Annotated in this window: 23 protein-coding genes and 3 riboswitches; of the genes, 11 read left to right on the forward strand and 12 right to left on the reverse strand. The window is 54.4% G+C overall.

Annotated features, from left to right (window positions below; genetic code table 11):
* Nucleotides 1-9: 9 nt before the first annotated feature.
* Nucleotides 10-1,779, reverse strand: a complete 1,770-nt coding sequence (locus QSJ10_RS04220) for a B12-binding domain-containing radical SAM protein (protein WP_053532248.1) — start codon at nucleotides 1,777-1,779, stop codon at nucleotides 10-12.
* A 221-nt stretch (nucleotides 1,780-2,000) separates the two neighbouring features.
* Between QSJ10_RS04220 and QSJ10_RS04225 the strand changes: the two genes are divergently transcribed.
* Complete coding sequence (locus QSJ10_RS04225; protein ID WP_053532251.1) at nucleotides 2,001-4,217, forward strand: PAS domain-containing sensor histidine kinase; 2,217 nt, start codon at nucleotides 2,001-2,003, stop codon at nucleotides 4,215-4,217.
* Nucleotides 4,207-4,710 (forward strand): methylated-DNA--[protein]-cysteine S-methyltransferase, encoded by a 504-nt coding sequence (locus tag QSJ10_RS04230; RefSeq protein ID WP_033015805.1) that lies wholly within the window; start codon nucleotides 4,207-4,209, stop codon nucleotides 4,708-4,710. Before QSJ10_RS04225 ends, QSJ10_RS04230 begins: the two co-directional genes overlap by 11 nt.
* A 74-nt stretch (nucleotides 4,711-4,784) precedes the next feature.
* On the opposite strand, the gene QSJ10_RS04235 is transcribed toward QSJ10_RS04230, so the two are convergent.
* The 6 genes from QSJ10_RS04235 to QSJ10_RS04260 all read right to left on the reverse strand — a co-directional run bounded on the left by QSJ10_RS04235 (nucleotide 4,785) and on the right by QSJ10_RS04260 (nucleotide 11,924).
* Nucleotides 4,785-5,798: an ABC transporter permease gene (locus tag QSJ10_RS04235; RefSeq protein ID WP_033015807.1), complete on the reverse strand. Its 1,014-nt coding sequence runs from the start codon at nucleotides 5,796-5,798 to the stop codon at nucleotides 4,785-4,787.
* Nucleotides 5,740-7,290, reverse strand: coding sequence for a sugar ABC transporter ATP-binding protein (locus QSJ10_RS04240; RefSeq protein WP_033015808.1), 1,551 nt, complete (start codon nucleotides 7,288-7,290; stop codon nucleotides 5,740-5,742). The genes QSJ10_RS04235 and QSJ10_RS04240 overlap by 59 nt, the downstream gene beginning before the upstream one ends.
* A complete protein-coding gene (locus QSJ10_RS04245; protein ID WP_053532247.1) occupies nucleotides 7,287-8,450 on the reverse strand; it encodes a sugar ABC transporter substrate-binding protein in 1,164 nt (387 codons plus the stop codon). The genes QSJ10_RS04240 and QSJ10_RS04245 overlap by 4 nt, the downstream gene beginning before the upstream one ends.
* A complete protein-coding gene (gene mtnA / locus QSJ10_RS04250) occupies nucleotides 8,437-9,504 on the reverse strand; it encodes an S-methyl-5-thioribose-1-phosphate isomerase (protein WP_033015812.1) in 1,068 nt (355 codons plus the stop codon). Before mtnA ends, QSJ10_RS04245 begins: the two co-directional genes overlap by 14 nt.
* 69 nt (nucleotides 9,505-9,573) lie before the next feature.
* Nucleotides 9,574-10,761 (reverse strand): S-methyl-5-thioribose kinase, encoded by a 1,188-nt coding sequence (mtnK, locus tag QSJ10_RS04255; protein WP_033015813.1) that lies wholly within the window; start codon nucleotides 10,759-10,761, stop codon nucleotides 9,574-9,576.
* 85 nt (nucleotides 10,762-10,846) lie between these two features.
* A riboswitch (SAM riboswitch) is annotated at nucleotides 10,847-11,015 on the reverse strand.
* Nucleotides 11,016-11,108: 93 nt separating this feature from the next.
* Nucleotides 11,109-11,924: a carbon-nitrogen family hydrolase gene (locus tag QSJ10_RS04260; protein WP_033015815.1), complete on the reverse strand. Its 816-nt coding sequence runs from the start codon at nucleotides 11,922-11,924 to the stop codon at nucleotides 11,109-11,111.
* 96 nt (nucleotides 11,925-12,020) lie between these two features.
* On the opposite strand from QSJ10_RS04260, the gene QSJ10_RS04265 reads away from it, so the two are divergent.
* The 5 genes from QSJ10_RS04265 (at nucleotide 12,021) to QSJ10_RS04285 (ending at nucleotide 16,626) form a co-directional block, all read left to right on the forward strand.
* Entirely contained in the window at nucleotides 12,021-13,199 is a 1,179-nt protein-coding gene (locus QSJ10_RS04265) for a pyridoxal phosphate-dependent aminotransferase (protein WP_289493457.1), read from the forward strand.
* Nucleotides 13,200-13,338: 139 nt separating this feature from the next.
* Nucleotides 13,339-13,447, forward strand: a riboswitch (SAM riboswitch).
* A gap of 77 nt (nucleotides 13,448-13,524) precedes the next feature.
* The gene (gene mtnW / locus QSJ10_RS04270; protein ID WP_033015834.1) at nucleotides 13,525-14,766 is read left to right on the forward strand and encodes a 2,3-diketo-5-methylthiopentyl-1-phosphate enolase; all 1,242 of its coding nucleotides are present in this window, start codon (nucleotides 13,525-13,527) and stop codon (nucleotides 14,764-14,766) included.
* Nucleotides 14,763-15,425 carry a 2-hydroxy-3-keto-5-methylthiopentenyl-1-phosphate phosphatase gene (mtnX, locus tag QSJ10_RS04275; protein WP_015374251.1) on the forward strand — a complete coding sequence of 221 codons (663 nt, stop codon included), beginning with the start codon at nucleotides 14,763-14,765 and terminating at the stop codon, nucleotides 15,423-15,425. The genes mtnW and mtnX overlap by 4 nt, the downstream gene beginning before the upstream one ends.
* Nucleotides 15,422-16,054, forward strand: a complete 633-nt coding sequence (locus tag QSJ10_RS04280; protein WP_015374252.1) for a methylthioribulose 1-phosphate dehydratase — start codon at nucleotides 15,422-15,424, stop codon at nucleotides 16,052-16,054. Before mtnX ends, QSJ10_RS04280 begins: the two co-directional genes overlap by 4 nt.
* Nucleotides 16,055-16,083: 29 nt before the next feature.
* Complete coding sequence (locus tag QSJ10_RS04285; RefSeq protein ID WP_033015827.1) at nucleotides 16,084-16,626, forward strand: 1,2-dihydroxy-3-keto-5-methylthiopentene dioxygenase; 543 nt, start codon at nucleotides 16,084-16,086, stop codon at nucleotides 16,624-16,626.
* An 88-nt stretch (nucleotides 16,627-16,714) separates the two neighbouring features.
* Here QSJ10_RS04285 and QSJ10_RS04290 read toward each other — a convergent pair whose 3' ends face one another.
* Entirely contained in the window at nucleotides 16,715-17,449 is a 735-nt protein-coding gene (locus QSJ10_RS04290; protein WP_033015828.1) for a ZIP family metal transporter, read from the reverse strand.
* A 216-nt stretch (nucleotides 17,450-17,665) separates the two neighbouring features.
* On the opposite strand from QSJ10_RS04290, the gene QSJ10_RS04295 reads away from it, so the two are divergent.
* Nucleotides 17,666-18,115: a MarR family winged helix-turn-helix transcriptional regulator gene (locus QSJ10_RS04295; protein ID WP_033015830.1), complete on the forward strand. Its 450-nt coding sequence runs from the start codon at nucleotides 17,666-17,668 to the stop codon at nucleotides 18,113-18,115.
* Nucleotides 18,116-18,204: 89 nt separating this feature from the next.
* Entirely contained in the window at nucleotides 18,205-18,771 is a 567-nt protein-coding gene (locus QSJ10_RS04300) for a phosphate propanoyltransferase (protein ID WP_033006192.1), read from the forward strand.
* 61 nt (nucleotides 18,772-18,832) lie between these two features.
* Here the strand turns inward: QSJ10_RS04300 and QSJ10_RS04305 are convergent, their stop codons facing one another.
* The 4 genes from QSJ10_RS04305 to QSJ10_RS04320 form a co-directional block, all read right to left on the reverse strand.
* Complete coding sequence (locus QSJ10_RS04305; protein WP_230581353.1) at nucleotides 18,833-19,189, reverse strand: Rossmann-fold NAD(P)-binding domain-containing protein; 357 nt, start codon at nucleotides 19,187-19,189, stop codon at nucleotides 18,833-18,835.
* A 51-nt stretch (nucleotides 19,190-19,240) separates the two neighbouring features.
* Nucleotides 19,241-19,381 (reverse strand): Rossmann-fold NAD(P)-binding domain-containing protein, encoded by a 141-nt coding sequence (locus tag QSJ10_RS04310; RefSeq protein ID WP_230847097.1) that lies wholly within the window; start codon nucleotides 19,379-19,381, stop codon nucleotides 19,241-19,243.
* 18 nt (nucleotides 19,382-19,399) lie between these two features.
* Nucleotides 19,400-21,421, reverse strand: a complete 2,022-nt coding sequence (locus QSJ10_RS04315; protein WP_053532245.1) for a S9 family peptidase — start codon at nucleotides 21,419-21,421, stop codon at nucleotides 19,400-19,402.
* A 123-nt stretch (nucleotides 21,422-21,544) separates the two neighbouring features.
* Nucleotides 21,545-22,969 (reverse strand): amino acid permease, encoded by a 1,425-nt coding sequence (locus QSJ10_RS04320; RefSeq protein ID WP_053532244.1) that lies wholly within the window; start codon nucleotides 22,967-22,969, stop codon nucleotides 21,545-21,547.
* A 75-nt stretch (nucleotides 22,970-23,044) separates the two neighbouring features.
* Nucleotides 23,045-23,225: riboswitch (Lysine riboswitch) on the reverse strand.
* Between the two features lie 269 nt (nucleotides 23,226-23,494).
* On the opposite strand from QSJ10_RS04320, the gene QSJ10_RS04325 reads away from it, so the two are divergent.
* Nucleotides 23,495-25,189, forward strand: a complete 1,695-nt coding sequence (locus tag QSJ10_RS04325; RefSeq protein ID WP_033015851.1) for a M3 family oligoendopeptidase — start codon at nucleotides 23,495-23,497, stop codon at nucleotides 25,187-25,189.
* 220 nt (nucleotides 25,190-25,409) lie between these two features.
* Entirely contained in the window at nucleotides 25,410-25,928 is a 519-nt protein-coding gene (locus QSJ10_RS04330) for a GNAT family N-acetyltransferase (RefSeq protein WP_033015854.1), read from the forward strand.
* Nucleotides 25,929-26,022: the final 94 nt, after the last annotated feature.

Consider the following 26,022-nt stretch of genomic DNA (forward strand, 5'->3'; position numbering starts at 1 on the left):
GTTTGGCCGTTAGGCGGATGCCGAAGCGGACAAGGCGGACAGCGGCGCGGAAAACAGCGTTGCGCCGGTTCCGGACGGATCAAAATAGGCGACGATGACGGTTGGTGCAAACGAGAGCTGCTTCGCGGCGATATAGCGGCCGACATCAACCGGCACGATTTCCACGACCGTATGTTTAAACAGCTCCTTTTCCCCGATCCCGAGGGCGGCAAAGTCCTCCCCAAGCACCTCGGGGCGCTCAAGCAGCGCACGGTAGACGGCCGTGCGCGCCGTTTTGTCCGTTTTCTCATTCCACCACGGCTTGCGTGGTTTGTATTTTTGGTTGCGCAAATAGTCGTATTTCATAAGCGACTCGGCGACCGGCAGCGCGTCCGGGACGGCTGTGCGCAAAAATTCATGCAGGCGGCGGAACAAGTCTTCCAGTTGGTGGCCGATGCGCGCCCAGCCGCGCTCATCCCAATACGTGCCAAACTGCTGGAAAAAGTCAAACGGCGACGGGAACACATCGGTCACCAAGTACTCGATCGTTTCGTCCATTCGATGGGCGTTCCAATATTTTTCAAGCACGTCTTCCACTTGCTTGATGCGGATGACGTCATCAAACGACAAGACGTTGTTGGCGAGCACTTCATACGGCGCATGATCCATATAGACGTAGCCGTATTCATGGGCGCGCAGGCGCAACCCAGTGCCGCGCAGCAGCTTCAAAAACCCAAGCTGCAATTCTTCCGGGCGGAGGGCGAATACGTCGTTAAACGTCTTTCGGAACGAGTTGTAGTCTTCTTCGGGAAGACCGGCGATCAAATCCAAATGTTGGGCGATTTTCCCGCCCTCTTTAATCATCGTTACCGTTCGCGAAAGTTTGGCGAAGTTTTGTTTGCGCATAATGAGCCGATTCACTTCGTCGTTCGTCGACTGGACGCCGATTTCAAAGCGGAACAGGCCGGGCGGCGCTTCGCGGTTTAAAAACTCGATCACCTCGGGACGCATGATGTCGGCGGTAATTTCAAATTGAAATACTGTTCCGGGCACATGTTCATCAATTAAAAAGCGAAACATGTCCATCGCATAGCTGCGGCTGATGTTGAACGTCCGGTCGACGAACTTGATCGTCCGCGCCCCGTGCCGCATTAAGTAGCGCAAGTCGTCTTTGATTTTTTCGCGGTCAAAGTAGCGGACGCCGACTTCGATCGAGGACAGGCAAAATTGGCAGCTGAACGGGCAGCCGCGGCTCGTTTCAACATACACGACCCGGTTCGGAAGATGGGGAATGTCTTCCAGAAAGCGAAACGGCGACGGCATGTCGGCAAGGCGAATTTTGTTTCGCTGTGGGTTGATGACAATGCGGCCCCCGTCGCGAAACGCGAGCCCGGCGACATCACGGACGTCTCCATGGCCGTCTAAAGCGAAAAGCAGCTGTTTAAACGTTTCCTCTCCTTCGCCGACGACGATAAAGTCAAACTCCGGCACCCGCTCCATCCATTCACGCACATCGTACGACACTTCCGGTCCACCGGCGACGATGACCATATTCGGCGCTGCTTTTTTCAACAGCTTGACGACTTTGATCGTTTCTTCAATGTTCCAAATGTAGCAGCTGAAGCCGATGACATCCGGACGGCGTTGGTACAAATCAGTCACAATGTTCAGCACCGGGTCTTTGATCGTATACTCAACAAGCTTGACGTCAAATTCGGGCTGAGCGTACGCTTTTAAATAGCGGATGGCGAGGTTCATATGAATGTATTTGGCGTTCAATGTCGTGCAGACAATATTCATAGAAGCAAAACCCCTTTGATTAGCGTACTAACCTCTCATTATAACGCAGTTTAACCAAACGAAAAAGAAGAGAAACTTGTCGAACGGTGAAAAAAGAATTCGCAAAATCTTCATGAGCGAAGGGAGGAGTAAATTTTTCTACATCGAATATATATTTCGTTGAACGGTTTGAATAGACAAGGAGCCTTGATACATCAACATTTCTAGAGGGAGAGATGGATATGGCCCAAAGCCTTTCTCCTCGGGAAGAACAAAATGCGACGCCGGATGTGCGGCTGCTTGAAGAGGAAAATCGTCGCCTAAAGGAGCGGCTCAACAGTTATTCCGTCATTTTCGAGCGATCGCTCGACGCCATTGTCATTTTAAATAAAAACGGCGAGTTTGTCGATGTGAACGAAGCGGCGTGCAAGCTGTTTGAGATGGATAAGTTTGACTTGATCGGCCGTTCACTTTTCTCGTTTTTGGAGCTCGTGCCGCTGGATATTTTGCTGTTTCAGCAGTCGATGCTGCAAAAGTTCGGCTCGTTCAGCGACGAGCTGCTCATTAAGCTGCCGGACGGCAAGGTGAAGCATATCGAATTTTCGATAAAAAAAGACGTGTTTCATGAATTTGACCTCGTGATGATGCGCGACGTTTCGGCTCATAAGGCGCTTGAGCGCGAACGAATCATTCATGAGTTTTTGTTTCGCGACGTATTCAACCGCGCCGTCGACGGCATCGTCATTTTCGATGAATTTGGGCGTTTTATCGATGTCAATCCGGCGTTTTCGATGAGCTTGAACTTGGAAAAAGGAAAACTGCTCAATTTGTCGTTTCAGCAGTTCGTCGCCTGCGAATGCGTCAATGAGTTCGCACAGCTGCTCGCGGAAGTGAAAGAAAAGGGAACGGCCAAAGGCGAGTTGTCGCTTGTCCGCCCGGACGGAACGGTGAAAATGTTTGAACTGACGGTGACGTCGAACGTCTACAGCGGCTTTTACATGGCCATTATGCGCGACGTGACCGATCGGAAAAATATGGAAATCAAACTACAAAAAAGCGAAGAGCGGTTTCGGGCCATTTTCGAGCAGGCGCATGAGGCGATTCTCATTTGGGATGATTTTGGCTACATATTGAACGCCAATCCGGCCGCGAGCCGAACGTTTGAGCTGCCTTTGAATTTGCTTGTGCGCCGCAATTTGCTCGATTTTGTGGAATATGTGGATGAAAAGGTGAAGCGGATTTTCAGCGAGTTCCGCCAAAAAGGGGAAATTCGCGATGAGCTGACGTTCCATATGCCAAACGGCGAACAGAAACAGCTTGAGTTTACGATGAAAAAAGGGGCGATTAACGGCTACCATTTGACAATTTTCCGCAACGTGAGCGAGCGGCGGAAAATCGAGCGCGAACTGCGGGAAAGCGAACAAAAATTCCGCAGTATTTTCGATCACTCGATGGACGGCATTTTGCTTTGGGATGAGCAGCATCGCATCATTGACGCCAATCCAATCGCCTGTGGCATTTTTTCTGCTGAAAAGGAGGCGCTTCTTGGCCGGAAAGTCGGCGAACTTCTTCCGGACCGGGCGCGCCGCCAGTTGAACAAGCTGATGGCTGAGTGTCAGCGCGCTGGCGAGGCGAGCGGCGAAGTCGAGTTTTCCGATGAGACAAAGGAGCGAATCATCGAGTTTTCGTTGAAAAAAGAAGTCATTTCCGGCGTTGGAATGATGACGTTTCGCGATATGACCGAGCGGAAGGAGATGGAGCTGCAGCTGCGCAAATCGGATACGCTCAATGTCGTCGGCGAGCTCGCTGCCGGCATCGCCCACGAAATCCGCAACCCGATGACGGCGTTAAAAGGGTTCATCCAGTTGCTGCAAGGAAGCATTGACGGCGATTATTCGATGTATTTTAATGTCATTATGTCGGAATTGGAGCGGATCGAATCGATCATCACCGAGTTTCTCGTTTTGGCCAAACCGCAGGCGGTGCAATACAAGCAAAACGACATTTGCAAAATCATGCAGGATACGATCGATTTGATCAGCGCCCAGGCGATAATGAATAACGTGCAAATCATTGCCGATTTCGACCGCGGGCTGCCGCCGGTGTATTGCGAGCTGAATCAGCTGAAGCAGGTGTTTATCAACATTTTGAAAAACGCCATTGAAGTGATGCCCAAAGGCGGGGACATCACGGTGCGGATCGCCCGCATGGGCAAAAATGTTCGCATTTCCATCACTGACCAAGGCGTCGGCATTCCGAAAGATAAAATCAAAAAACTCGGCGAGCCGTTTTATACGACGAAAGAGCGCGGCACCGGACTCGGCTTGATGGTCAGCTATAAGATCATTGAAGAACATCAAGGGAAAATTGACGTGGAAAGCGAAGTCGGGGTCGGCACGACGTTCCATATTACGTTGCCGATTGAGCGGACAGAGAGGGAAGACGACGATGGCGATTGAATATGCCGTATACCGGTCGGAGCTGCTTGGCGATCTATACATCGCTTCCGACGGCGAAGCGATCATGAAAGTTGAACTGTTTCCGGAAGAATGGCGCGCGTTTGCGGGCGGGCATCCGGTTGTCCAAAGCCGGTCGCCGTTGCTTGAACGCGCGCTTCGACAGTTGGATGAGTACTTTCACGGCCGCCGCCGGACGTTTGATTTGCCGCTGAAATGGAAAGGGACGCCCTTCCAAGAAGAAGTGTGGGCGGCGCTTTGCCGCATCCCATACGGCGAGACGGCGACATACGCTGACATCGCTGCGCAAATCGGCCGCCCGAAGGCGGTTCGCGCCGTCGGCCAGGCGAACCGGGCGAATGAGCTCGCCATCATCGTCCCGTGCCATCGCATTGTCGGCAAAAACGGCGCCCTCGTCGGCTACGCCGGAAGCCGGACCGATGTAAAAGCAAAGCTGCTGGAGCTGGAGCGGCGCTATCAATCGCGCTTCAGCTGATCGGCGGGTGTGTATGCCTCCCAAAATGACGCCCGCCCCCATGACGCGAATCCATGGGGGCAGGGAATGGGACATTATTTTTTTTGCCAATGCGACAAGGCGAGGGCGCCGACTAAAATGGCGCCTTTTATAATGTCTTGAGCGTAATACGGGACGTTTGCCATCGTCAAGCCGTTCAACAACACGCCCATCAAAATCGAACCGAACAGGGTGCCGATGACGTTCGGCTTGCCGGCGCCGAAGACAGAAAAGCCGATGTAGGCGGCGGCGACGCCGTCCATCAAAAACGAAGCGCCGGCCGACACTTGCCCGGTGCCGATGCGCGAGGCGAGCACGATGCCCCCCAAGGCGGCGAAAAAGCCGCTGATGACGTACGCATACGTCCGGTAACGGTTGACTGGGATGCCAGAGAGCCGTGCTGCTTCCCGGTTTTCACCCGTTAAATAAAAGAGACGGCCAGGTTTGGTGTATGTTAAAAACAAGTGGGCGGCCATGACGACAACGAGCATGAGCAAGACCGAAAACGGCACGCCAAACAGCTCCCCTTGGCCGATAAATAAAAAGGAAGGAATAAATTTGCCCGGCGCCGTGCCGCCATCAGGCAGCGGCATGTCGTTATAAATCGAAAATCCTTTTGTATACGTAAGCTGCACGCCGTTGATCGCGTACATCGTCGCCAACGTGGCGAGCAAATCGGGCAGTTTGAATTTGACGATCAACAACGAATTAAGCAACCCGACGGCGACGCCGAGCAACAGCGGCACGAGCAAGGTGACGAAAATTTCTTGGCGATGCAAGACAAGCGCCGCCGCACTGGCAATCGTCGCCAAGCTCACTGTCGAACCGACCGACAAATCGAGGCCGTCGACGATGAGCGAAAATGTAATGCCAATGGCCACCAAGGTGACGATGGAAATGGAACGCAAAATGTCGCTGAAGTTTTCATAGGTAAAAAACCGGTCTTGTGTCAGGCCAAAATAGGCGATTACAGCCAAAATGGCAAGCAGTGTGCCATGTTTATACAAAAATTCAAGAATGAACGGCGCCGCTTTTTTCGACGGCGCTGTGGAAACGGCTGGCTGGCTCATCGATCTCACCTCCGCTGCAATAGTACACAAGCTGTTCATAGGTTAGTTCTGCGGCCGGCAGGCGGGTGAGCAGCCGGCCGTCAGCCATGATGTAGATGGTGTCGCACACCTCAAGAAGCTCGTGAAATTCACTCGAAAAATATAGTACTGTTTTTCCTTCATCGGCGAGAGCACGGATGATGGAAAACACCTCTTGTTTGGCGTGGACATCGATTCCTTTCGTAGGCTCGTCGAATAGAAAAACACGCGCGTTTGTGTTCAGCCATTTGCCGATGACGACTTTCTGCTGGTTGCCGCCGCTTAAGTGGCGGACAGCGGTCGAAGGCAACGGCGGATGGATGCCGAGCGAGCGGACAAGTTCGTCGGCGGCGTCCGTTTCCTTCCTTCGGCTGATCCATTGCCAGCGCGACAGCCGGGAAAGGAGGCGGACGGTGATGTTGGTTTTCACTGACTCGGGCAAGAACAGCCCTTGTTTGCGCCGTTCTTCCGGGATGAGGCAAAGGCCGGCGTCGATGGCTTCATAAGGCGATGAGAACACATAGCGTCTGCCATCAATTTCCCACTCGCCGGATGTGTTCCGGTGGGCGATGAGGCTTTCGGCAAGCTCCGTCTTGCCGGCGCCGACCAAGCCGGCGATGCCGACGATTTCGCCGCGGTGGGCGTATAGGTCGACTGTTGTCCCGGTTTTGTCGATCAAAATTCCGCGGGCGGCAAACGCGATGTCGCTTCCATGCGCGCGCGTTTGTTTCATGGCGGCGGCTCGCCTTGTTCCGGTCATATGAAGGACGATGTCTTCAAGCGGCAAACCGCGGGCGGAACCATGGTAGACGACGCGGCCGTCGCGCAAAATCGTCAACCGGTCGGCGATTTCCTGCACTTCTTTCAGTTTATGAGAGATGTAAATAAAGCCGACGCCTTGCTGTTTCAGTTCCGTGATGATGGCAAACAGCCGCTTCGTTTCGGCTTCGCTCAAGGCGGCGGTCGGTTCGTCCAAAATGATGTAGCGCGCATTCGATGACAACACTTTGGCGAGCACGATCAGCTGTTTTTCATGGAGCGAGCAGTCGCGCACGAGCTTTGCCGGCGAAATGGCAAGGCCGACGCGGCGAAGCAGAGCAGCGGCCCGTTCTTTTTCCCGGCGCAGCGAGCGGATCGGCTGTTTCTTCACATCAGCGAGCTCATCAGCCGCCAAGTTTTCGTAAACGGGCAATCCTGGGAAAAGCGCCGTGTCGACCTCTTGGACGACGAAGCCGATGCCGGCTCGTTTCGCGTCAAGCGGCGACGAAAAGGTGCAGTTGACGCCATCGATCGTGATCGTGCCGGCGTCGGGAGGAATGGCGCCGGCCAAAATGTTCATGAGCGTGCTTTTGCCGGCGCCGTTCATGCCCAAAAGGGCGTGGACTTCGCCTGGACGGACGGAAAAGTCCACGCCGTCAAGCACGCGCACCGCGCCAAACGATTTTTCAATGCCTCGCATTGACAGCCTGTTCATTTTTTGTTCACCTGAGCTTCCAACGTTTTCATCCATGGCGAGATGGCGACGTTCGATTGCTCCCAGCCCGGGATGTATTGCGAAAGCTCGTTCATCGATACTTGCTTATCGGGCAAGTCGGTCCGTTTTACTAAATGCGGCTCGAGCGAGTAAATGTTCGGCGTTTTCTCGCCAGCGATTTTTTGATAGGCGAACCGCACCTGAACGCGGCCGACTTCCGCCGGATCCGTCGCTGTTGTCGCCACCCACGGACTGTTCGGTTTTTGGATCATTTGCAAGTCTTCGTCACTCAAATCGATGCTGTATACTTTGATTTCCGTACGCCCGGCTTGCTCGATGGCGCGCGTCGCTCCTTTGGCGAACTCGTCCCAAGTTGCGAAGACGGCGTCAATGTCGCCTTTGTTCGGATATTTTTTCAAAATGGCCTCCATTTGCGTTTGCGTGTCCAAAGCCGTGTTGGCGCTCGCCGTACCGAACTTGGCGACTTCTTTTATGTTCGGATAGCGTTTTTTGAACGCCTCATAAATGACGTGGCGCCGCTCCATTGGAGTAAAACCGCCGACCCAAATCGTGACGATGTTGCCCTCTCCATTTAAATCTTCGGCGAGTGTTTTTAACGTTTTCCAGGCGAGGCTGTAGTCGTCTTGGTCGATGACGGTGACGCCGGGAATGTTCAAATCGTTGTCAAAGGCGACGACCGGGATGCCTTTTTCAACCGCTTTTTTCACCGGGCCTTCGAGTGCATCAGCGCGGCCGTGATCAAGCAGAATGGCATCAACGTTTTGCGTGATGGCCGTTTCTACGTATGAGGCCATTTTCGTCAAGTCGTTGTCGGCGTTGTAAATTTGCACTTCGCCGCCGAACTTTTGCACTTGTTCTTTGACACCGGCGATGTATTGCGACGAGAACGTGCCGATGGACATTTGCATAATGGCGGCGATCTTCACCGGTTTTTTCAGCTTCTCCGGGATGGCCGCCTGTTCGCTGCTCGATGCGGTTTGGCTGTTGGATGAGACGGTGTCGCCTTGGATGGCCGTTTGCTTCGTTTCGTTGGCCGGCTTAGAGCTCACGGCGTCTTGCTCGTTCGTGCAGCCGGCCAAGACGGAGAACACGGCAAAGAAAAGAAGAGAAAGGAACGATAAGGCCTTAAATCGTTTCATGCTGCTCCTCCTTTGCAAATAACGCTGGCAGTGCCGCGCTGTAGCTGCCGCGGACGATGCCTTTTTCGGTAATGATCGCGGTAATCAGTTCGTTTGGCGTCACGTCAAACGCCGGGTTATACACGTTGACGCCTTCCGGGGCGACGCGCACGCCGGCCAGATGCGTCACTTCATCCGGATGGCGCTCTTCAATCGGGATGTCTGCCCCTGTCTTTGTCGCCAAATCGATGGTGGACAACGGTGCGGCGACGTAAAACGGAATGCCAAACGATTTGGCGAGCAAGGCGAGGCCGAACGTGCCGATTTTGTTCGCCGTATCGCCGTTTTGTGCGATCCGGTCGGCTCCGACGATAATGGCGCGAATCCCTTTCGCTTTGATCGTTTGCGCCGCCATGTTGTCCGTAATAAGCGTGACGTCGACGCCTGCTTGCATCAGCTCCCAGGCGGTCAGACGCGCTCCTTGCAAAACGGGGCGCGTCTCAAGGGCGTACACGGATAACTCGATCCCTTTCTCTTTCGCCAAATAAAACGGGGCGAGCGCCGTGCCGTAGCGGGCGGTGGCGATCGAGCCGGCGTTGCAAATCGTCATCACCCGCTCGCCTGGGCGAAAAAGCGATAACGCATGTTCGCCGATGCGGCGGCAGACATCTTCGTCCTCGATTTGGATGCGTATTGCCTCGTGAATAAGCACCGTTTTCGCTTCGTTGACTGAGGCGGCGTCTTTGGCGGCGGCAGTGAGCCGGTCAAGCGCCCAAACCAAATTGACGGCCGTCGGGCGGGCGCTTGCCAAATAATCGCGGTCTTGCTTTAGGCGGCTATGGAACTCGTGGACCGTTTCCGCTTTATAATGCGAGGCGGCGAGCGCCAGACCATAAGCGGCGGTGATGCCGATCGCCGGCGCTCCGCGCACTTTCAGCGAGGCGATCGCATCGTACACGTCTTCAAGCGTATGCAGGTCGATATATTCTGTTGCCAATGGCAATTTTTGTTGGTTTAAAATCGTGATATGCGTCTCGCGCCACTCGACAGAGCGCGGGATGGCAAAGGTGTCCATCGTCGTCTTCCTTTCTTTTCACATTTTCCGTTGATCCGGGCCGGCACTGGGCCGGTCGTCGCCGTGTTACTATTCGGTTTCTGCAAACACTCGGCGGAAGCCGTCCGTTCCGGTCAGCTCGTTGCGCTCGACAATTAGGCGGCGGCCGAGGCGGAGCGCGTGTCGTTTGGCGGCAAGGCGGGCTTCTTTCTGCTCGATGCCGTCAAGGTCGGCCACATGGGCGAGGCCGATCGTCCGGCGGATGACTTCGCAGCCGGCAAAGCCGACAGCATCGATGAACGCATGCCGGAGCACTTCGTCAAGCAAGCCCGGTGTTGCGGCGTACGTCTCGATGCTTTTGGTGCGCCAAAGCTCCGAGAATATGGACGCAAAGACGTCCCAGGTCCGGTCGATGTGATCAAAGAGCGGTTGGCGCTCAACGTCAGGGCGGGACAACGCATTTAACAGCAAGTTGGCGAAAAACTGTCCAAGGTCAAAGCCGATCGGGCCGTAAAAAGCGAATTCCGGGTCGATTACTTTCGTTTCGTCGGTGCTTGCGAAAATGCTGCCGGTATGCAAATCGCCATGCAGAAGCACATCGGCTTCGGTTAAAAACTTGCGCTTCAACTTCGCCGCTTCCAAACGGAGGCGGTCGTCATTCCAAAGCGTTTCGACGTCCGGCCGCAGCTCGTCTTCGAAGTTGTTCGTGTCATGGTCGAAAAATGGATCGGTGAAGACGAGATCTTCGGTGATTTTGCACAGCTCCGGATTGACGAAGCTTTGCGCCAATTTCTTTTTCTCTTGCTGGTTCATGCCGAAATCGGATGTGTAAAACGCTGTTTTGGCGATAAATTCGCCGATATGCCGGGACAAAAGCGGAAATGTTTTCCCTTCGATCAACCCTTTGCGGGCGATTTGCAGACGGGACAAGTCTTCCATCACGGTAATGGCAAGCGATTCGTCAGAATAGTAGACGTTCGGCACGTATTGCGGTACATAGCTGGCAAACGTGCGCAACGCGTTGCTTTCAATAACCGCGCGCTTTAACGTGAGCGGCCAGCTTTCGCCGACGACTTTCGCGTACGGGAGCGCCTGTTTGATGATGACGCCTTGCTTCGTTTCCTGATCGACGATATGAAAGACTAAGTTTAAGTTTCCGTCGCCGATTTCGCGGCACACAAGCGGCGCCCCGTCTCGGAATAGGCCGAGGCGGACGGCGAGGGCGGTCGCTTTTTGTTCGGTGAGCGGTTCGTAAACAGTGGATTGGACAATCGTCATTTTCACGTTCCCCCTTTAGGTTTTGGCAAATGAAAAAGCCTCTTTCGCATACGGAAAGAGGCTTGAAGATGCATCGTCTTCGCGCCTCTTATCTTTCAGAAAGACATCGGTCTTTCTGTTGGACTTAGCACCGTGCCCTGCGGAAGCGGTTCGCTTCCGGCGCCGCCTTTGGCGTGCGCCCTATCTCACGATAGCATTACGGTCGGTTGCTGGGCTTCATTGGGCCAATTCCCTCAGCCAACTCTTGATAAGAGTACCGATCTAGCTATTAAGTTTTTGCAATTTTCACGATGTTAACAATCGTTTGGTTGCTTGATTCGAATGATACAGGTTGGGCTGGCGGATTGTCAATACGTTTTGAAAAATTTTTTTGCCGCCTCTTCATAATCGTGCGGCCGGCGGTCGGCAAACACCGGGATGCGTGCGCGGACGTCCGCAACGAGCGAGGGATCGATGTCGGCCGAGAGAATGCCCGGCTTCTCGTCCGCCTCGGCGATAATTTCGCCCCACGGGTCGATGATGAGCGAATGGCCGGCGAACACGTTGTTCGGGTCTCGTCCGGCCCGATTGCAAGCGACGACATAGCATTGGTTTTCAATCGCCCGCGCCATCAGGAGCGTCCGCCAATGGTGAAGGCGGGGAAGCGGCCATTCGGCGACGACAAACAGCACTTCCGCTCCGGCCAACGCATGGGCGCGAATCCACTCCGGAAATCGGATGTCATAGCAAATGACCCCAGCGCACGGCAGCCCGTCAAGCGAGAACAAGCCTGGCTCGTTTCCCGGCTGCAAATACAAATGTTCATCCATCAATTGGAACAGGTGAAGCTTGCTGTATTCGCCGACGATTTGGCCATGGCGGTTGGCCACGATCATCGTGTTTGTCACGCCGGCGGCTGTTTTTTTGGCGACCGAACCGGCGACGAAATGGACGCCGTACGTTTGCGCCAATCGGGAAGCGAGCGCCTTCGCCCGTTCGGCGCCTTCGTCGGCAATTTCATCCAGGCGCGTCAAATCGTAGCCGGTCGTCCATAACTCTGGCAGCACGATGATGTCAGCGCCGTCTTTGGCAGCGGATTCCACGGCCTGTTCGGCTTGCTGTTCGTTTTTTGCTGGATCGCCAAATGCAATGTCAAGCTGCAGGCAGGCGATGCGGATCGTCATGAGCGTTCACCTCGGAAAAAATTTTCTTTACATTTTGCTTTTAACGATATATGATGTTGCACTAGAATTTCAAGAATGTTTGAGAAGGTGTGGACGATGACGATCGAATTTCCCTTTTCCGAACTGCTTGAACAGCTGCCGAAGCAGTTTTTCGCCTCGCTCGTGGCGAAAGTCGGTGCGAAGATCAAGGCGGGTTATGATGTGATCAACTTAGGGCAGGGCAATCCGGATCAGCCGACGCCAAAGCATATCGTCGAGGCGATGCAGCGGGCGGCGGCCAATCCGAAATACCATAAATATTCGCCGTTTCAAGGCTACTCGTTTTTGAAAAAAGCCGTAGCGGCGTTTTACGCGCGCGAGTACGGGGTGACGATCGACCCGGCCCGCGAGGTCGCCATCTTGTTCGGCGGCAAAGCCGGGCTTGTCGAGCTGCCGCTTTGCCTCGTCAACCCGGGCGATGTCGTGCTCGTCCCGGACCCGGGTTATCCGGACTATTGGTCGGGAATCGCGCTCGCCCGCGCGCGGATGGAAATGATGCCGCTTGTCGCGGAGAATGAGTTTCTGCCGGATTATTCGGCCATTCCCAGGGCGGCGGCCGACCGGGCGAAACTGATGTTTTTAAACTATCCGAACAACCCGACCGGCGCGACGGCGACGAAGGAGTTTTTTGCTGAAACGGTGGCATTTGCGGAAAAGTACGGCATAGCCGTTGTGCATGATTTTGCCTATGGCGCGGTCGGCTTTGACGGCCAAAAGCCGGTCAGCTTTCTAGAAGTGGACGGGGCGAAAGACATTGGCGTTGAAATCTACACGTTCTCGAAAACGTACAATATGGCCGGCTGGCGCGTGGCGTTCGCTGTCGGCAATGAGCGGATCATCCGTGCCATTGAGTTGTTGCAAGATCATTTGTACGTCAGCTTGTTCGGCGCCGTCCAAGAAGCGGCGGCAGCTGCGCTCCTCGGCCCGCAAGACTGCGTCGCGGAGCTCGTTGCCTTGTACGAGGCGCGCCGCAATACGTTTATTCATGCTTTGCGCGCGACGATCGGATGGGAAGCGCCGGCGCCGTCTGGATCATTTTTCGCCTGGCTTCCGTTGCCAAAAGGCGCATCATCCGCCGAATTTGCCGATCTGTTGCTTGAGCGGGCGCACGTCGCCGTCGCCCCAGGCATCGGTTTTGGAAAACACGGCGAAGGGTATGTGCGCGTTGGATTGTTGACCGATGAAGCGCGGCTTCGCGAAGCGGCGGAGCGGATCGGCCGGCTCGGATTGTTTTGAAAAAAAGAGCGGCAATGAACCGTTGACGGGACAACGTTGACCAGGCTATTTTAAAAAAATAATTGACAACGGCGGCAAAGGCTGTCATAATTCAAAGTAAATTTGCCAATCGTTTGACAAGTGCATAAACGAGCAGGCTTTCTTATCAAGAGCAGGCGGAGGGACGAGCCCAATGAAGCCCGGCAACCGGCTTGGCGCACGCTAAGCACGGTGCTAATTCTTGCAGCGGAAACGCTGGGAGATAAGAAGAGCGCCATGAATGAATGACGCCTCTTCTTAGGAAGGGGCTTTTTTATTTCGCCATATATTGAAAGAGGGATGGACGATGAGTGCAGTCATTGCGACGTATTTGCTTCATGATGAACACGATATTCGCCAAAAAGCGGAAGGAATCGCGCTCGGCTTGACAGTCGGCACATGGACCGACTTGCCGCAGCTAGAGCAAGACCAGCTTCGCAAGCATAAAGGGGAAGTCGTTGCGATCGAAGAGCTTGGCGAGAGCGAGCGGGTAAACGCCTATTTCGGCAAGCGGTTGAAGCGGGCAATCGTCAAAATCGCTTACCCGACCGTCAACTTCAGCGCCGATTTGCCAGCATTGTTGGTGACGACGTTCGGCAAGCTGTCGCTTGACGGGGAAGTGCGGTTGCTTGATTTGGAATTTCCGGAAGAATGGAAGCGGCAGTTTCCGGGGCCGCGCTTTGGCATCGCCGGCATTCGCGAAAAGGTCGGAGTGTACGACCGCCCGCTGTTGATGAGCATTTTCAAGGGCATCGTTGGCCGCGATTTGGCGTATTTGACATCAGAGTTGAAAAAGCAAGCGCTTGGCGGCGTTGACTTGGTCAAAGATGACGAAATTTTGTTTGACAGCGATCGTCTGCCATTTGCGAAGCGCATTACAGAAGGCAAAGCGGCGCTCGAAGAGGTGTACGAACAAACAGGCAAGCGGACGCTGTATGCCGTCAACTTGACCGGCAAAACGTTTGAACTGAAAGAAAAAGCGAAACGGGCGGCTGAGCTTGGCGCCGATGTGCTGTTGTTCAACGTGTTCGCCTATGGATTGGACGTCCTACAAGGGTTGCGGGAAGATGAAGAGATTTCCGTTCCGATCATGGCCCACCCGGCGTTCAGCGGCGCGATCACGCCGTCGGAGTTTTACGGCGTCGCCCCGTCGCTCTTGCTTGGAAAGCTTTTGCGGCTTGCCGGCGCCGACTTTGTTCTGTTCCCGTCGCCGTACGGCAGCGTCGCCTTGGAGCGCGAGCAGGCGCTTGGCATCGCCCGGGCGCTGACCGATGAACAAGAGCCGTTTGCCCGGGCGTTTCCAGTGCCATCGGCCGGCATCCATCCGGGCTTGGTGCCGCTCCTTGTCCGCGATTTTGGCCTTGACAGCGTCGTCAACGCCGGCGGCGGCATCCACGGCCACCCGGACGGGGCGATCGGCGGCGGAAAGGCGTTTCGCGCCGCCATCGACGCAGCGCTGGTCGGCCGTCCGCTTCGTGAAGCGGCGAAAGACAACGAGGCGCTGCAAAAGGCGATCGACCGCTGGGGCGCTATTGAGGTGGAAGCATGACGAAACAACTCGTTCTTTTTTGCGATTTTGACGGCACGATCACGGAAAACGACAACATCATCGCGATTATGAAACAGTTCGCCCCGCCGGAGTGGGAGGCACTAAAGGACGACATTCTCGCCCAGCGCATCTCCGTTCAGGAAGGCGTCGGAAAAATGTTTTCGCTTCTTCCGTCAGCGCTGAAAGGGGAGATTGTTGACTTTTTGCTTAGCACCGCCCGCTTGCGCGAAGGGTTCCGCGAGTTTGTCGCATGGACAAAAGAGCAAAGCATCCCGCTCTATATCGTGAGCGGCGGCATCGACTTTTTCGTCTATCCGCTGCTTGAAGGGCTCATTGAACCGGAGCGGATTTTTTGCAACGGCTCCGATTTCAGCGGTGAGACGATCCGCATCACATGGCCGCATGCATGTGACAGCCGGTGCCAAAACGGCTGCGGCTGCTGCAAGCCGTCGCTATTGCGCAGGCTTGCCCGCCCGGACGGGTATCACGTCGTCATCGGCGATTCGATCACCGACTTGGCGGTGGCCAGGCAAGCCGACTATGTGCTGGCGCGCGATTTTCTGCTTGAAAAATGTCAAGAGCTTGACCTGCCGCACGCGCCATTTGCGACGTTTTTTGACGTGATGGATGCGTTGCAGCGAATGGAGGTGATCGTATGAGCATCGTCGTGAAAAAGTGGAACGAGCTTGCGGAAGTGAAAGCCGAGCTCGCCGCCCGCGATTGGTTTTTCGCAACAAGCGGCAATTTGTCGATCAAAGTGACGGACGACCCGTTGACGTTTTTGGTGACAGCGAGCGGCAAGGATAAGCGGAAGCAAACGGATGAGGACTTCTTGCTCGTTGACGCTGCTGGCCGACCAGCGGAGAAAACACATTTAAAGCCATCAGCGGAGACGCTGCTGCATGTGGAAATTTACAACCGCACAAACGCCGGTTGCGTCTTGCACGTTCATACCGTGGACAACAATTTGATTTCTGAACTGTATGCGTCAAACGGGGAAGCAGTCTTTTCCGGCCAGGAAATCATCAAGGCGTTTGGCATTTGGGAAGAAAACGCCGCAGTGCGCATCCCGATCATTAACAATGACGCCGACATCCCGACGCTGGCTCGGGAGTTTGCGAACCATGTTCATGGCGACGCCGGCGCCGTGTTGATCCACAACCACGGCATTACCGTCTGGGGACGAACGGCGTTTGAAGCGAAAAAACATTTGGAAGCGTGGGAGTTTTTGTTCAGCTGGCAGGTGAAGCGGCTGCTTTTGCAACGGGCCGGCCTGCCGGTTGGTTAATATACATCTTTTAGAAGGGGGATTTTGACATGGCCGTCATCAAAGTGAGAAAAACAGGTGAAGTGATTACAGGAGAGGAGAATGTGCGCGCCTTTTTAAACAGCCAAGGCGTCCTGTACGAGCATTGGGACATTGCCAAACTGCCGGAGCATTTGCGCGACAAATACGTGCTCACCGATGAAGAGAAAAATGAAATTTTGGCGGCGTTCAAAGATGAAATTGAAGACTTGGCGGCGCGCCGCGGCTACAAAACATGGGATATCGTCGCTCTGTCCGATGCGACGCCGAACTTGGATGAACTGCTGAAAAAATTTGAACAAGTGCACATCCATACGGAAGACGAAGTGCGCGCCATTACGGCCGGCCATGGCATTTTCATTATCAAAGGCGACAAAGAGACCGGCTATTTTGACGTCGAGCTGGAAGCCGGCGATGTCATTTCCGTGCCGGAAGGGAATCCGCACTACTTTACGCTCATGGACGACCGCCAAGTCGTAGCCGTCCGCCTGTTCATCAACCCGTCCGGTTGGGTCGCCCATCCGTATGAAGAGAAAGAAGAGGCTGTCCAATAATGAGAACACCCCGTTGCCAGGCAAGGCAGCGGGGTGTTTCGTTCTGTATGGAGAGGAGCGCTTGCCTCGATGACGGAAGGAGAGACCGCTAAAACGATTCGGTTAACAAAATCATAAACAAAATGCCGATAATAAAGGCGTACGTCGAGATCCGTTCGTTGCCGTCGCCATGGCTTTCGGGAATGAGCTCTTTGTAAATGATGAACAGCATCGCCCCGGCGGCAAACGCTAACCCGTATGGAACGAGGCCGCGGAAGAGAGAGGTTAAATAAAAGCCGAGCAAAGACGTCACAATTTCGACCGCGCCGGTTAACGTGGCAATGACAAACGCTTTAAAGCGGCCAATCTGCTGATTGACTAAAAACAAGGCGACCAAAAATCCTTCCGGCGCGTTTTGCAAGCCGATGGCCAATGCGATCAAATTGCCGATTTGCGAAGCGCCGTCTGAGGCGTAGCTCACCCCGACTGACAGCCCTTCGGGGAGATTGTGCATCGCAATGGCGGCGATGATGAGCATCGCCTTTTCGTCGAATTGCAAGCCGCTTTTCGTATGCTCCAAGTCGATATGGGGGACGGTCATCTCAAGCAACGTTAACACGAGCACCCCCGCCGCCAATCCGATGGCGAGCGCCTCAAAACCGCCGGACCGCAGGGTCTCGGGAATAAGACTTGTCATCGAGGCCGCCATCATAATGCCGGCTGAAAACGCGAGGAGTACATCGCGCCAGCGGTGGGTGAGCGATTTGGCCATAAACAAAATCGGCACAGCGCCAAGTCCGGTCGATAAGGCGGACAGCACACTGCCGGTCAATACCCCGTTCATCCAATTCCCCCTTCATCAGCCTTTATTTTTTCATATACGCTGTTTCCACAAATGTGACAATCGCCCAAGCGCTGCCCTATAACAAAATTATCATAGCGAAAGGAACGGCCGCTGGCGAGAAAAATGGACCAGCGCCTGGCAAAAACGGTTGCCTGCCTGTTTGCTGTTCAAGTATAATGCAAGTAAGAAATGGTTAAATGCAAAGGGTTGGATGGCATGGAACAAAAAAAGCAAGAACTCGAGCAATCGCTAAAGTTGTTTATCGTATTGTCGCGGGCTTACCGCGCCGTAAGCGACCAAGTGAACAAATCAATCCACTCATTCGGGGTCAATCCGACCGAATTTGCCGTGTTAGAATTGTTATACCATAAAGGGGATCAGCCGCTCCAGCAAATTGGCGAAAAAATTTTGCTGGCGAGCGGGAGCATCACCTACGTCATTGACAAACTGGAAAACAAAGGATTGATCGTCCGCCGCGCCTGCGAAAAGGACCGGCGCGTCACGTACGCGTCCATTACAGAAGAGGGGCGGCGGTTTATTGAGCGCGTATTTCCCGAGCATGCGGAAAAAATTCACGAAACGGTTTCGGCGCTGACGGCGGCAGAAAAAGAGCAGGCGATTGCGCTGCTGAAAAAATTAGGATATGGGGCAAAAACAAGGGGCTGACGCGAGGTCGGCCTCTTTAATTTTGCCGGAAATGGATACGTTATATAAAGAACATACCATAGCCAGCAAAAAAGGAGAGATCACCATTGATGGTTCCAGTAGGGGTATCGAATCGCCACATTCATTTATCAAAAGAACACATGGCGGCGCTGTTTGGCGAAGGCGCCGAGCTGACGGTGCTCAAGCCGTTGTCGCAGCCTGGCCAGTTCGCCGCCAAGGAAACGGTGACGGTCGAAGGGCCGAAAGGGAAAATTGAAAACGTCCGCGTCCTCGGACCGGTCCGTTCGCTCACCCAGCTTGAAATTTCGAAAACCGACAGCTTCAAGCTCGGCGTCGCGCCCCCGGTCCGCTTATCCGGCGATATTGACGGAACGCCGGGCATTACGATTCACGGGCCGAAGGGGACGGTGACCGTCGACAAAGGGGTGATCATTGCCAAGCGTCACATTCATATGACGCCGAAAGATGCCGAGACGTTTGGCGTCCGCGATAAACAAGTTGTGAAAGTGAAAACGCAAGGGGAGCGGGCGCTCATTTTTGACGAAGTGATCGTCCGCGTCAGCGAAGATTTTGCGTTAGATATGCACATTGACACCGATGAAGCGAACGCGGCCGGCTTGAAAACGGGCGATTATGTCGAACTGCTTCCATCGTGAAACCATCCGCGCCAAAGGCGGACAAAGCACCCTCTCGGTACAAACGAGAGGGCGCTTCCCATTAATGCGGCCGCTTCTTCTCTGATGCTAGTGTGCCGACAAGATGAAACGGCGCATCACGCTGAATGGCGTCAATGACGCCGCTGCTGATTTCTTGATGGGTGAGCCAACGCGTGCTGTGCTCTTCGATCACGAAGCCAAGCTGAATTTGCCGGTACAGGCAAGCGGAAGACAAATGGAGTTCCCGCTTTGCCTCGGCCGGATGGGCCCGGCTGCCGGGCACGTGGAACAGACGCCAAGGACCGGGATGTCTGCTATTTTCCCGGATGATGGTCGGAAACGCCTGTTTCCCGTCGCTGTGCACCCATGCGACAACAAGGTCGAAGGCTCTGTTTTCATTGATTGTTTGGTGAATCAAGGAACATAGTACATCATGATCGCGATAATCGACCAAAAGCGGGGTAATGGCCTAAAGATGTGCGGCGCGGGCGATGAGCCGTTCCATCCGTTCCCTGTTCCGGGCGACGATGGATATATGGTACCCTTCTCGCACGAGCCAAAGCGACACGTCGGTTAACATGCCTGTCCCACCGATGACGAGTGCGTACATGGTGGTTCTCCTTTCGGATTAATGCGATGCTCCTTTCAAATAGCGGTCAAACCAATCGACGATATGGCGAAGACGCTCAAGCCGAAGAGCAGGGTTGCCGGTGCGCGACAAATCGTGGTTGGCGTCCGGAAAGCGGACGAGCTTTGTTTCCCGCCCGAGCTGCTTTAAGGCGACAAACAGCTGTTCGGCCTGCTCAATTGGGCAGCGGTAATCGCGTTCGCTGTGCAAAATCAAAAGCGGTGTGCGCATGTGTTTGACGTATTTGAGCGGCGAATGATGCCAAAGCCGCTCAGCGTCTTCCCAAACGTCGCAGCCGACTTCCCATTTCGTGAAAAAGTAGCCGATGTCGCTCACGCCAGAGAAGCTGAGCCAGTTGGAAATCGAACGTTGAGTGACAGCCGCTTTGAATCGGTCGGTATGCCCAACGATCCAGTTCGTCATAAATCCGCCGTAGCTGCCGCCGGTGACGCCAAGCCGTTCTTTGTCAATAAAGTCGAACTTGCTGATGGCGGCGTCGACGCCAGCCATAATGTCTTCATAATCCATGCCGCCATAGTCGCCGCGCACCGCATTGACAAACGACTGGCCGTATCCGTGGCTGCCGCGCGGGTTCGTAAACAGCACGGCATAACCGGATGAAGCGAGCAGCTGCAATTCATGGAAAAACGTAAATCCATACATCGCATGCGGCCCACCGTGAATTTCGACGACAAGCGGCGCCTTTTCCCCTTCGTCAAGCTCAGGCGGTTTCATGATCCAGCCTTGAATCTCCAAACCGTCCGCCGATCGATACGTAAACGGTTCGGCATCGGCGAACACCACTTCGTTTTCGAGCGCTTCATTGGCACGCGTAAGCCGCGTTTTCGTTCCATCGGCAAGCGAGACCGCATATAAATCGCCAACGGACGTAGGCGAGCTGATGGCGGCGATGGCTTGCTGTTCACTTGGGTGGATGGCTAAACCGTATAAATGGAAGTTGCCTTCGATCACCGGAACGATCGGGCCGGCGAGCGAGACGAAATACAAGTTGACGCGTCCGCGCTCCGAGGCGGTGACATACAGGCCGCTTCCGTCGCTCGCCCAAATTGGTCCCGGCCCTTTCGCATCAGCGTGTGTGTCGCCGACCATGGCATCGCCGAGATGGACATCCCAATCGGCGGTCAACACCCGCTTCGTTCCACGCTCCGGCTCAAAGACGTAAAGCCGGTGAAGCGTAGCCCCGAGATAAGCAAGATCATGGCCGATGGCGGCGAGCTTCGTTCCGTCCGGCGACCAGGCGAGCGAAGCGAATGTGCCGCATCCGTTCGTCAAGTTCGTTTCCGCTTTCGATTCGAGATCAAGCAAAACAATGTCGCGCGTAAAGGTTGTGTCCGGATCCTCGTTTCGGTTGGCGACAAAGGCGAGCGTCCGTCCGTTTGGCGAAATCGCAAACGAACCGATTTCCTCCTCGCGGCCCGTCAACGCTTCGCTTTTTCCTGACAGCACATCGATGCGCGTGAGCACCGCCCGTTTGCCGTCAAGAAAACCCGACGCGTCTGATTTGTAATACAGCCGCTCGACCACGCGCGGTTTCAGGTCGGCTCGCTTCACTTCTACCTTTTCCGGTTCTTCGCGGTCTTCAATCGTTTCATCATCGCCAAGCGTCGTTAGGGTGATGAGAAACGTCCCGTCCGGCGACCAAACGTAATCGCGCACACCGTTTTTGAAAAACGTCAGTTGGCGAGCCTCACCGCCATTGGCGGGCAAAAGCCAAAGCTGTGTGCGTCCGGAGCGGTCAGATAAAAAGGCGATTATTTCACCTCTTGGGGAAAAACGCGGCTTCATGTCGCGCCAGCGGCCGAACGTCCATTGACGGACGGAGCCGTCTGCCGCCCATATCCATAAATGGGAGCGGTATTGTTTTTCCTCATCAATCGATTTTTCCACAAACACGGCGCGCGTCCCGTCCGGCGCGTAGTGCGGGTCGCGCACCGAGCGGAGGCGAAGCAAATCTTCCGCCGTTATGCCGCGGCGTTTTGTCGGTTGTTCGTTGTTGTTCATCAGTTGGCCCCCTCTTTCTTTTAAGTAAAATGGAACTACATTGTATATTTCGTCTTCCGAAAGACAAGATCCTGCCTAAAACAGAAAAAACGAACGCCCCCATAATGGACGTTCGCTTTTTGGCTATGCCGATAATTTTTGTTTTTCTTTCGCCTGCTGTGCCGCTTTTTTTACTTGCGGATAGAAGATTAGGCCGCTAGCGAGCAGGACAACACCGAGTAGGAAGGTTTTGATGTCTGCCGTGCCAGCGATAACGACCCAGATCGAATACACCGTCGCTAAGGCCGCAATGATTCCGTCAACCATCCGCTCGCGCGCCTCCATGTACGTTTCGCCGGTGAGCGTGAGTTTCAACTGAAAGACGGAAGAGATCAAATACGGGATGAGGTAGGCGAGCGTAGCGATGTAAATGACAAAATCGAACGCTGCCGCCATCGAATGGGAAATGGTCGAGAAAATGAACAGCTGGGCTAATGCATTCGATAGCGTCAACGAGAAGCTTGGCACGTTTTTCTTGTTTTCTCTCAAAAAGGCCGGCAGAAACAGCCCTTGTTTCGCCGCCTGGTACGGCACCTCAGCGCTCAGCAAGATCCAGCCGAGCGTCGAGCCGAGCAGGCTAATGAGCCCAAGACCAGCCAACACGTAGCCGCCCGCCGGTCCGACGATGGCAATGATGGCATCAACGAGCGGTTTTTCCGATTGAATCAGTTCGCGTTGCGGCAAGACGCCCATCACCAAAAAGCTGATGCCGATGTAAATGGCTAAGGCGATGAGCAGGCCGGCGATCGTCGCCCGTTTTACGTCCGCTTGTTTGCGCGCGCGGGAAGCGAACACCATCGCCGATTCAACGCCGACAAACGCCCAGAGTGTCGATAACGCGGCGTTGTTGATTTGTCCAAGCAAACCGATCGGCTGTCCGTCTCCGTCATAACGCGGGGCATCAAGCGGGCCGATGACCGCTTTGTCAAAGGCAAACAAGGCGATGACGATAAATAGGAAAAAGCCAAGCACTTTGGCCGCGGTGGCGACAAAATTCAGCTTGCCAGCGCCTTCTACACCGCGCAAAATGATGATATGCATCCCCCAAAGAAGCGCCGTGCAGACGAGAAAGGTAAGCAAATTCCCAAGCTTTAGCGTAAACGAGCCCATCGTGAGAACGGTTTTGTCGCTCGTTAATACAGGGAAAAATGTCGACAAGTAGCTCGCAAACGTCGTGATGATGGCGACGTTGCCGGCAAAGTTGCCGACCCAGTAGCCCCACGATGACATAAATCCCGATAAAATCGAGAGATTGGAGCCTTTCGGAAACAGCTCCTTCGCGTAAATTTGCGGTCCGCCGCCTAAGTCGGGCTTGCGGATTGCCAAGTTGCCGAAAACAAGCGCCGTCATGAGAACGCCGGCTCCGGTCAGCAGCCAGGCGAGCATCACGCCGATGGGGCTCGAAGCCTCCGCCAACGAGCGCGGCAGCATGAAAATGCCGGAACCAACCATATTGCCCACGACAAGCGCGGTTAACACCCAAATGCCAAGTTTTCGTTGCTGATCCAAGGTCAAAACGCTCCTTTCAAAAAAAAAAGAAAGCACCCGCGCCTCTTCAGCGGGTGCATGATTCGCATCCAACTGAATGGCGATAGCGCTCCATCGCCCAAGGGCGATGGCAGTCCTGCGCCTGTTCGGACGCAGGCCCAGCTTGCGCCGCCGGAGCGCGCCGCAAACTTCGGCGGTGAACCCTTTCCCGCTGCATCATCGACCGCTCCGAGCCTCGACAGCGCTACTTTTGTTCACCGCAACCTCTATCCCATTGAAGTGGAGAGGGGGTATATCGTTGTCGACATTATATTACTCAATTCAACAAAAAACGTCAATTCAATTCAACAAAAAACGTCAATATGTTTTTGGAAAATGTATATGATGCAAAGGTTGCGAAATATGAGTGAAATGATTAGTATAATTTGTGGTGATGAACCCAGAGAATGGGAAATCGAGAAGGATTTTGAGGATTCATGGCGAATAAACAGTAGATCGGCTGAGTGATGAAAAAATATAAAAATGAAAGGAAAGAAGGGACAGAGCATGAAGTTTTCCGAATTTCGTTACGAGCGGCCGGACATCGCTCAATTGCAAGCATCGTTTCAAGAAGCGCTTGATTCGTTCCGCCGCGCCGGGAGCGCCGCCTTGCAACACGAGGCGATGAAGCGGATCAATGAGCTGCGCCGCCGCTACAGCACGATGGCGAACCTTTGCCATATTCGCCATACGATCGATACAAACGATGAGTTCTATAAGAAAGAACAAGACTTTTTCGATGAAACGGAGCCGATCGTCAAGGGGCTTGTCAACGATTATTACCGCGCGCTTGTTTCCTCGCCGTTCCGCGCTGAATTGGAACAAGTATGGGGGAAACAGCTGTTTGCGTTGGCGGAAACGCAACTGAAAACATACGCGCCGGCGATTGTAGAGGACTTGCAAAAAGAAAACAAGCTGGCCAGCGAATATACGAAGCTCATCGCATCGGCGAAAATCATGTTTGAAGGAGAGGAGCGGACGCTCGCCCAGCTGCAGCCGTTTGTCGAGTCGCCGGACCGCACGATGCGCCAACGGGCGAGCGAAGCGCGGTTTTCGTTTTTCACGGACCACGAAAAAGAGCTCGATGAGCTGTATGATGAGCTCGTCCACGTCCGCACAGCGATCGCCCGGAAGCTTGGGTTCAAAAACTTTGTTGAGCTCGGCTATGCCCGTTTAGGCCGGACCGATTACAATGCCGATATGGTCGCAGGCTACCGCCGGCAAGTGAAAACGCACATCGTCCCACTCGCAGCAAAGCTGCGCGAGCGCCAGCGGCAGCGGATTCAGGTCGACCGGCTTACATATTATGATGAGCCGTTCATGTTTCCGAGCGGCAACCCGGCGCCAAAAGGGGACGCCGCTTGGATTGTTGACAACGGCCGGCGCATGTATGAAGAGCTGTCGCCGGAAACCGGCGAGTTTTTCCGCTATATGGTCGAACACGAATTGATGGACCTCGTCGCCAAAAAAGGGAAGGCGGGCGGCGGCTATTGCACGTATATCGATGATTACAAGGCGCCGTTTATTTTCTCGAACTTTACCGGCACATCCGGCGACATTGACGTATTGACCCATGAAGCCGGACATGCGTTCCAAGTGTATGAAAGCCGTCATTACGACATTCCGGAATACAACTGGCCGACGCTTGAGGCGTGTGAAATCCATTCGATGAGCATGGAATTTTTCACATGGCCGTGGATGGAGCTCTTTTTCGGCGAAGACGCCGACAAATACCGGTTCGCCCATTTGAGCGACGCACTTTTGTTTTTGCCGTACGGCGTTGCGGTCGATGAATTTCAGCACGCTGTCTACGAGAACCCGGATATGACGCCGGCTGAGCGGAAGAGTGTCTGGCGCAACATCGAAAAAGCGTATTTGCCGACAAGAGACTACGCCGGCCATGACTACCTTGAGCGCGGCGGGTTTTGGCAGCGGCAAGGGCATATTTACACCGATCCGTTTTATTACATCGATTACACCCTTGCGCAAGTGTGCGCGTTCCAGTTTTGGAAGCGGGCGCAGGAAGACCGGGAATCAGCCTGGCGCGACTATGTGGCGCTTTGCCGATTGGGCGGCAGCCGGCCGTTTACTGAGCTCGTCAAAAGCGCCAACCTAAAGTCGCCGTTTGCTGACGGGGCGGTCGCTTCGGTCGTCGGCCATATCGAGCGGTGGTTGGACAGCGTCGATGACAAAGCCTTGTAAAAAGAAGCAAAGAAGGCGGGCGGGAACAGCACCGCCCTGCTTTTCTTTATCATCTCGCGCCGAGAAGACCCCCACTTCCACGTGTTGGGCGGGGATGGCTTGGTTGACAGCCTGCTGTGGGGCGGGTGTTTCCAACAATCTCTCACCTCAAAGCTCAAGCGTAGGTGGGAGAGCGTTCAATTTGAAAACTTCTATCAAACTGGGGAAAAGGGGGAAAACGATGATCCGTAAAGCCACATGGGTCGACGCACTGGCCATCGCTTCGGTCCACGTCGAAAGTTGGAAGACGACGTACAGCGGCATCGTGCCGGACGCGTACTTGGAGACGTTGGCAGTGGGAGAAAAACAAACGTTATGGGAGAAGGTGCTCCGCCAATCGGACCATTCCGTGTTTGTCGCCGAGGAAAACGGACGCGTCGTTGGATTCGTCTCCGGCGGACCAAATCGGGCAGCCGACGGTCTGATAGCGAAGTATGACGGGGAGCTGTATGCGATTTATTTGCTTAAAGAGGTGCAAGGAAAAGGGCTCGGCCGGCAGCTCGTGCAAGCGCTCGTCGGCGATTTGACGCAAAAAGGCATTCATTCGCTGGTCGTCTGGGTGCTTGCCGACAATCCGTCACGCGGTTTTTACGAACGGCTTGGCGGTGAAAAACTGGCCGAGGAAAGGGTGGAAATCGGTGGAAAAGCATTATGGGAGTGGTGCTACGGCTGGCAAGACATGCAAACGATGAACGAGTAGAGGGGCTGCCGACAGTTCGGCAGCTCAAAAAATTTGTTTTGTGAGTGATTACTCACTTTACAAAAAGGTTTATCTTTTTTATACTATATATGAG

Origin of the sequence: Geobacillus stearothermophilus ATCC 12980 (genome assembly GCF_030369615.1) — a bacterium.
Lineage (GTDB): Bacteria > Bacillota > Bacilli > Bacillales > Anoxybacillaceae > Geobacillus > Geobacillus stearothermophilus.

Excerpts from the sequence above, each read along its gene's own strand:
- QSJ10_RS04280 (WP_015374252.1), top strand. The coding sequence starts at position 15,422 with ATGAGCATCGTCGTGAAAAAGTGGAACGAGCTTGCGGAAGTGAAAGCC.
- QSJ10_RS04225 (WP_053532251.1), top strand. The coding sequence starts at position 2,001 with ATGGCCCAAAGCCTTTCTCCTCGGGAAGAACAAAATGCGACGCCGGAT.
- QSJ10_RS04325 (WP_033015851.1), top strand. The coding sequence starts at position 23,495 with ATGAAGTTTTCCGAATTTCGTTACGAGCGGCCGGACATCGCTCAATTG.
- QSJ10_RS04220 (WP_053532248.1), bottom strand. The coding sequence starts at position 1,779 with ATGAATATTGTCTGCACGACATTGAACGCCAAATACATTCATATGAAC.
- QSJ10_RS04265 (WP_289493457.1), top strand. The coding sequence starts at position 12,021 with ATGACGATCGAATTTCCCTTTTCCGAACTGCTTGAACAGCTGCCGAAG.
- QSJ10_RS04245 (WP_053532247.1), bottom strand. The coding sequence starts at position 8,450 with ATGAAACGATTTAAGGCCTTATCGTTCCTTTCTCTTCTTTTCTTTGCC.
- mtnX (WP_015374251.1), top strand. The coding sequence starts at position 14,763 with ATGACGAAACAACTCGTTCTTTTTTGCGATTTTGACGGCACGATCACG.
- QSJ10_RS04285 (WP_033015827.1), top strand. The coding sequence starts at position 16,084 with ATGGCCGTCATCAAAGTGAGAAAAACAGGTGAAGTGATTACAGGAGAG.
- QSJ10_RS04290 (WP_033015828.1), bottom strand. The coding sequence starts at position 17,449 with ATGAACGGGGTATTGACCGGCAGTGTGCTGTCCGCCTTATCGACCGGA.
- QSJ10_RS04295 (WP_033015830.1), top strand. The coding sequence starts at position 17,666 with ATGGAACAAAAAAAGCAAGAACTCGAGCAATCGCTAAAGTTGTTTATC.
- QSJ10_RS04260 (WP_033015815.1), bottom strand. The coding sequence starts at position 11,924 with ATGACGATCCGCATCGCCTGCCTGCAGCTTGACATTGCATTTGGCGAT.
- mtnW (WP_033015834.1), top strand. The coding sequence starts at position 13,525 with ATGAGTGCAGTCATTGCGACGTATTTGCTTCATGATGAACACGATATT.
- QSJ10_RS04240 (WP_033015808.1), bottom strand. The coding sequence starts at position 7,290 with ATGAACAGGCTGTCAATGCGAGGCATTGAAAAATCGTTTGGCGCGGTG.
- QSJ10_RS04235 (WP_033015807.1), bottom strand. The coding sequence starts at position 5,798 with ATGAGCCAGCCAGCCGTTTCCACAGCGCCGTCGAAAAAAGCGGCGCCG.
- QSJ10_RS04300 (WP_033006192.1), top strand. The coding sequence starts at position 18,205 with ATGGTTCCAGTAGGGGTATCGAATCGCCACATTCATTTATCAAAAGAA.
- QSJ10_RS04315 (WP_053532245.1), bottom strand. The coding sequence starts at position 21,421 with ATGAACAACAACGAACAACCGACAAAACGCCGCGGCATAACGGCGGAA.
- mtnA (WP_033015812.1), bottom strand. The coding sequence starts at position 9,504 with ATGGACACCTTTGCCATCCCGCGCTCTGTCGAGTGGCGCGAGACGCAT.
- QSJ10_RS04230 (WP_033015805.1), top strand. The coding sequence starts at position 4,207 with ATGGCGATTGAATATGCCGTATACCGGTCGGAGCTGCTTGGCGATCTA.
- mtnK (WP_033015813.1), bottom strand. The coding sequence starts at position 10,761 with ATGACGATTGTCCAATCCACTGTTTACGAACCGCTCACCGAACAAAAA.
- QSJ10_RS04310 (WP_230847097.1), bottom strand. The coding sequence starts at position 19,381 with ATGTACGCACTCGTCATCGGTGGGACAGGCATGTTAACCGACGTGTCG.
- QSJ10_RS04330 (WP_033015854.1), top strand. The coding sequence starts at position 25,410 with ATGATCCGTAAAGCCACATGGGTCGACGCACTGGCCATCGCTTCGGTC.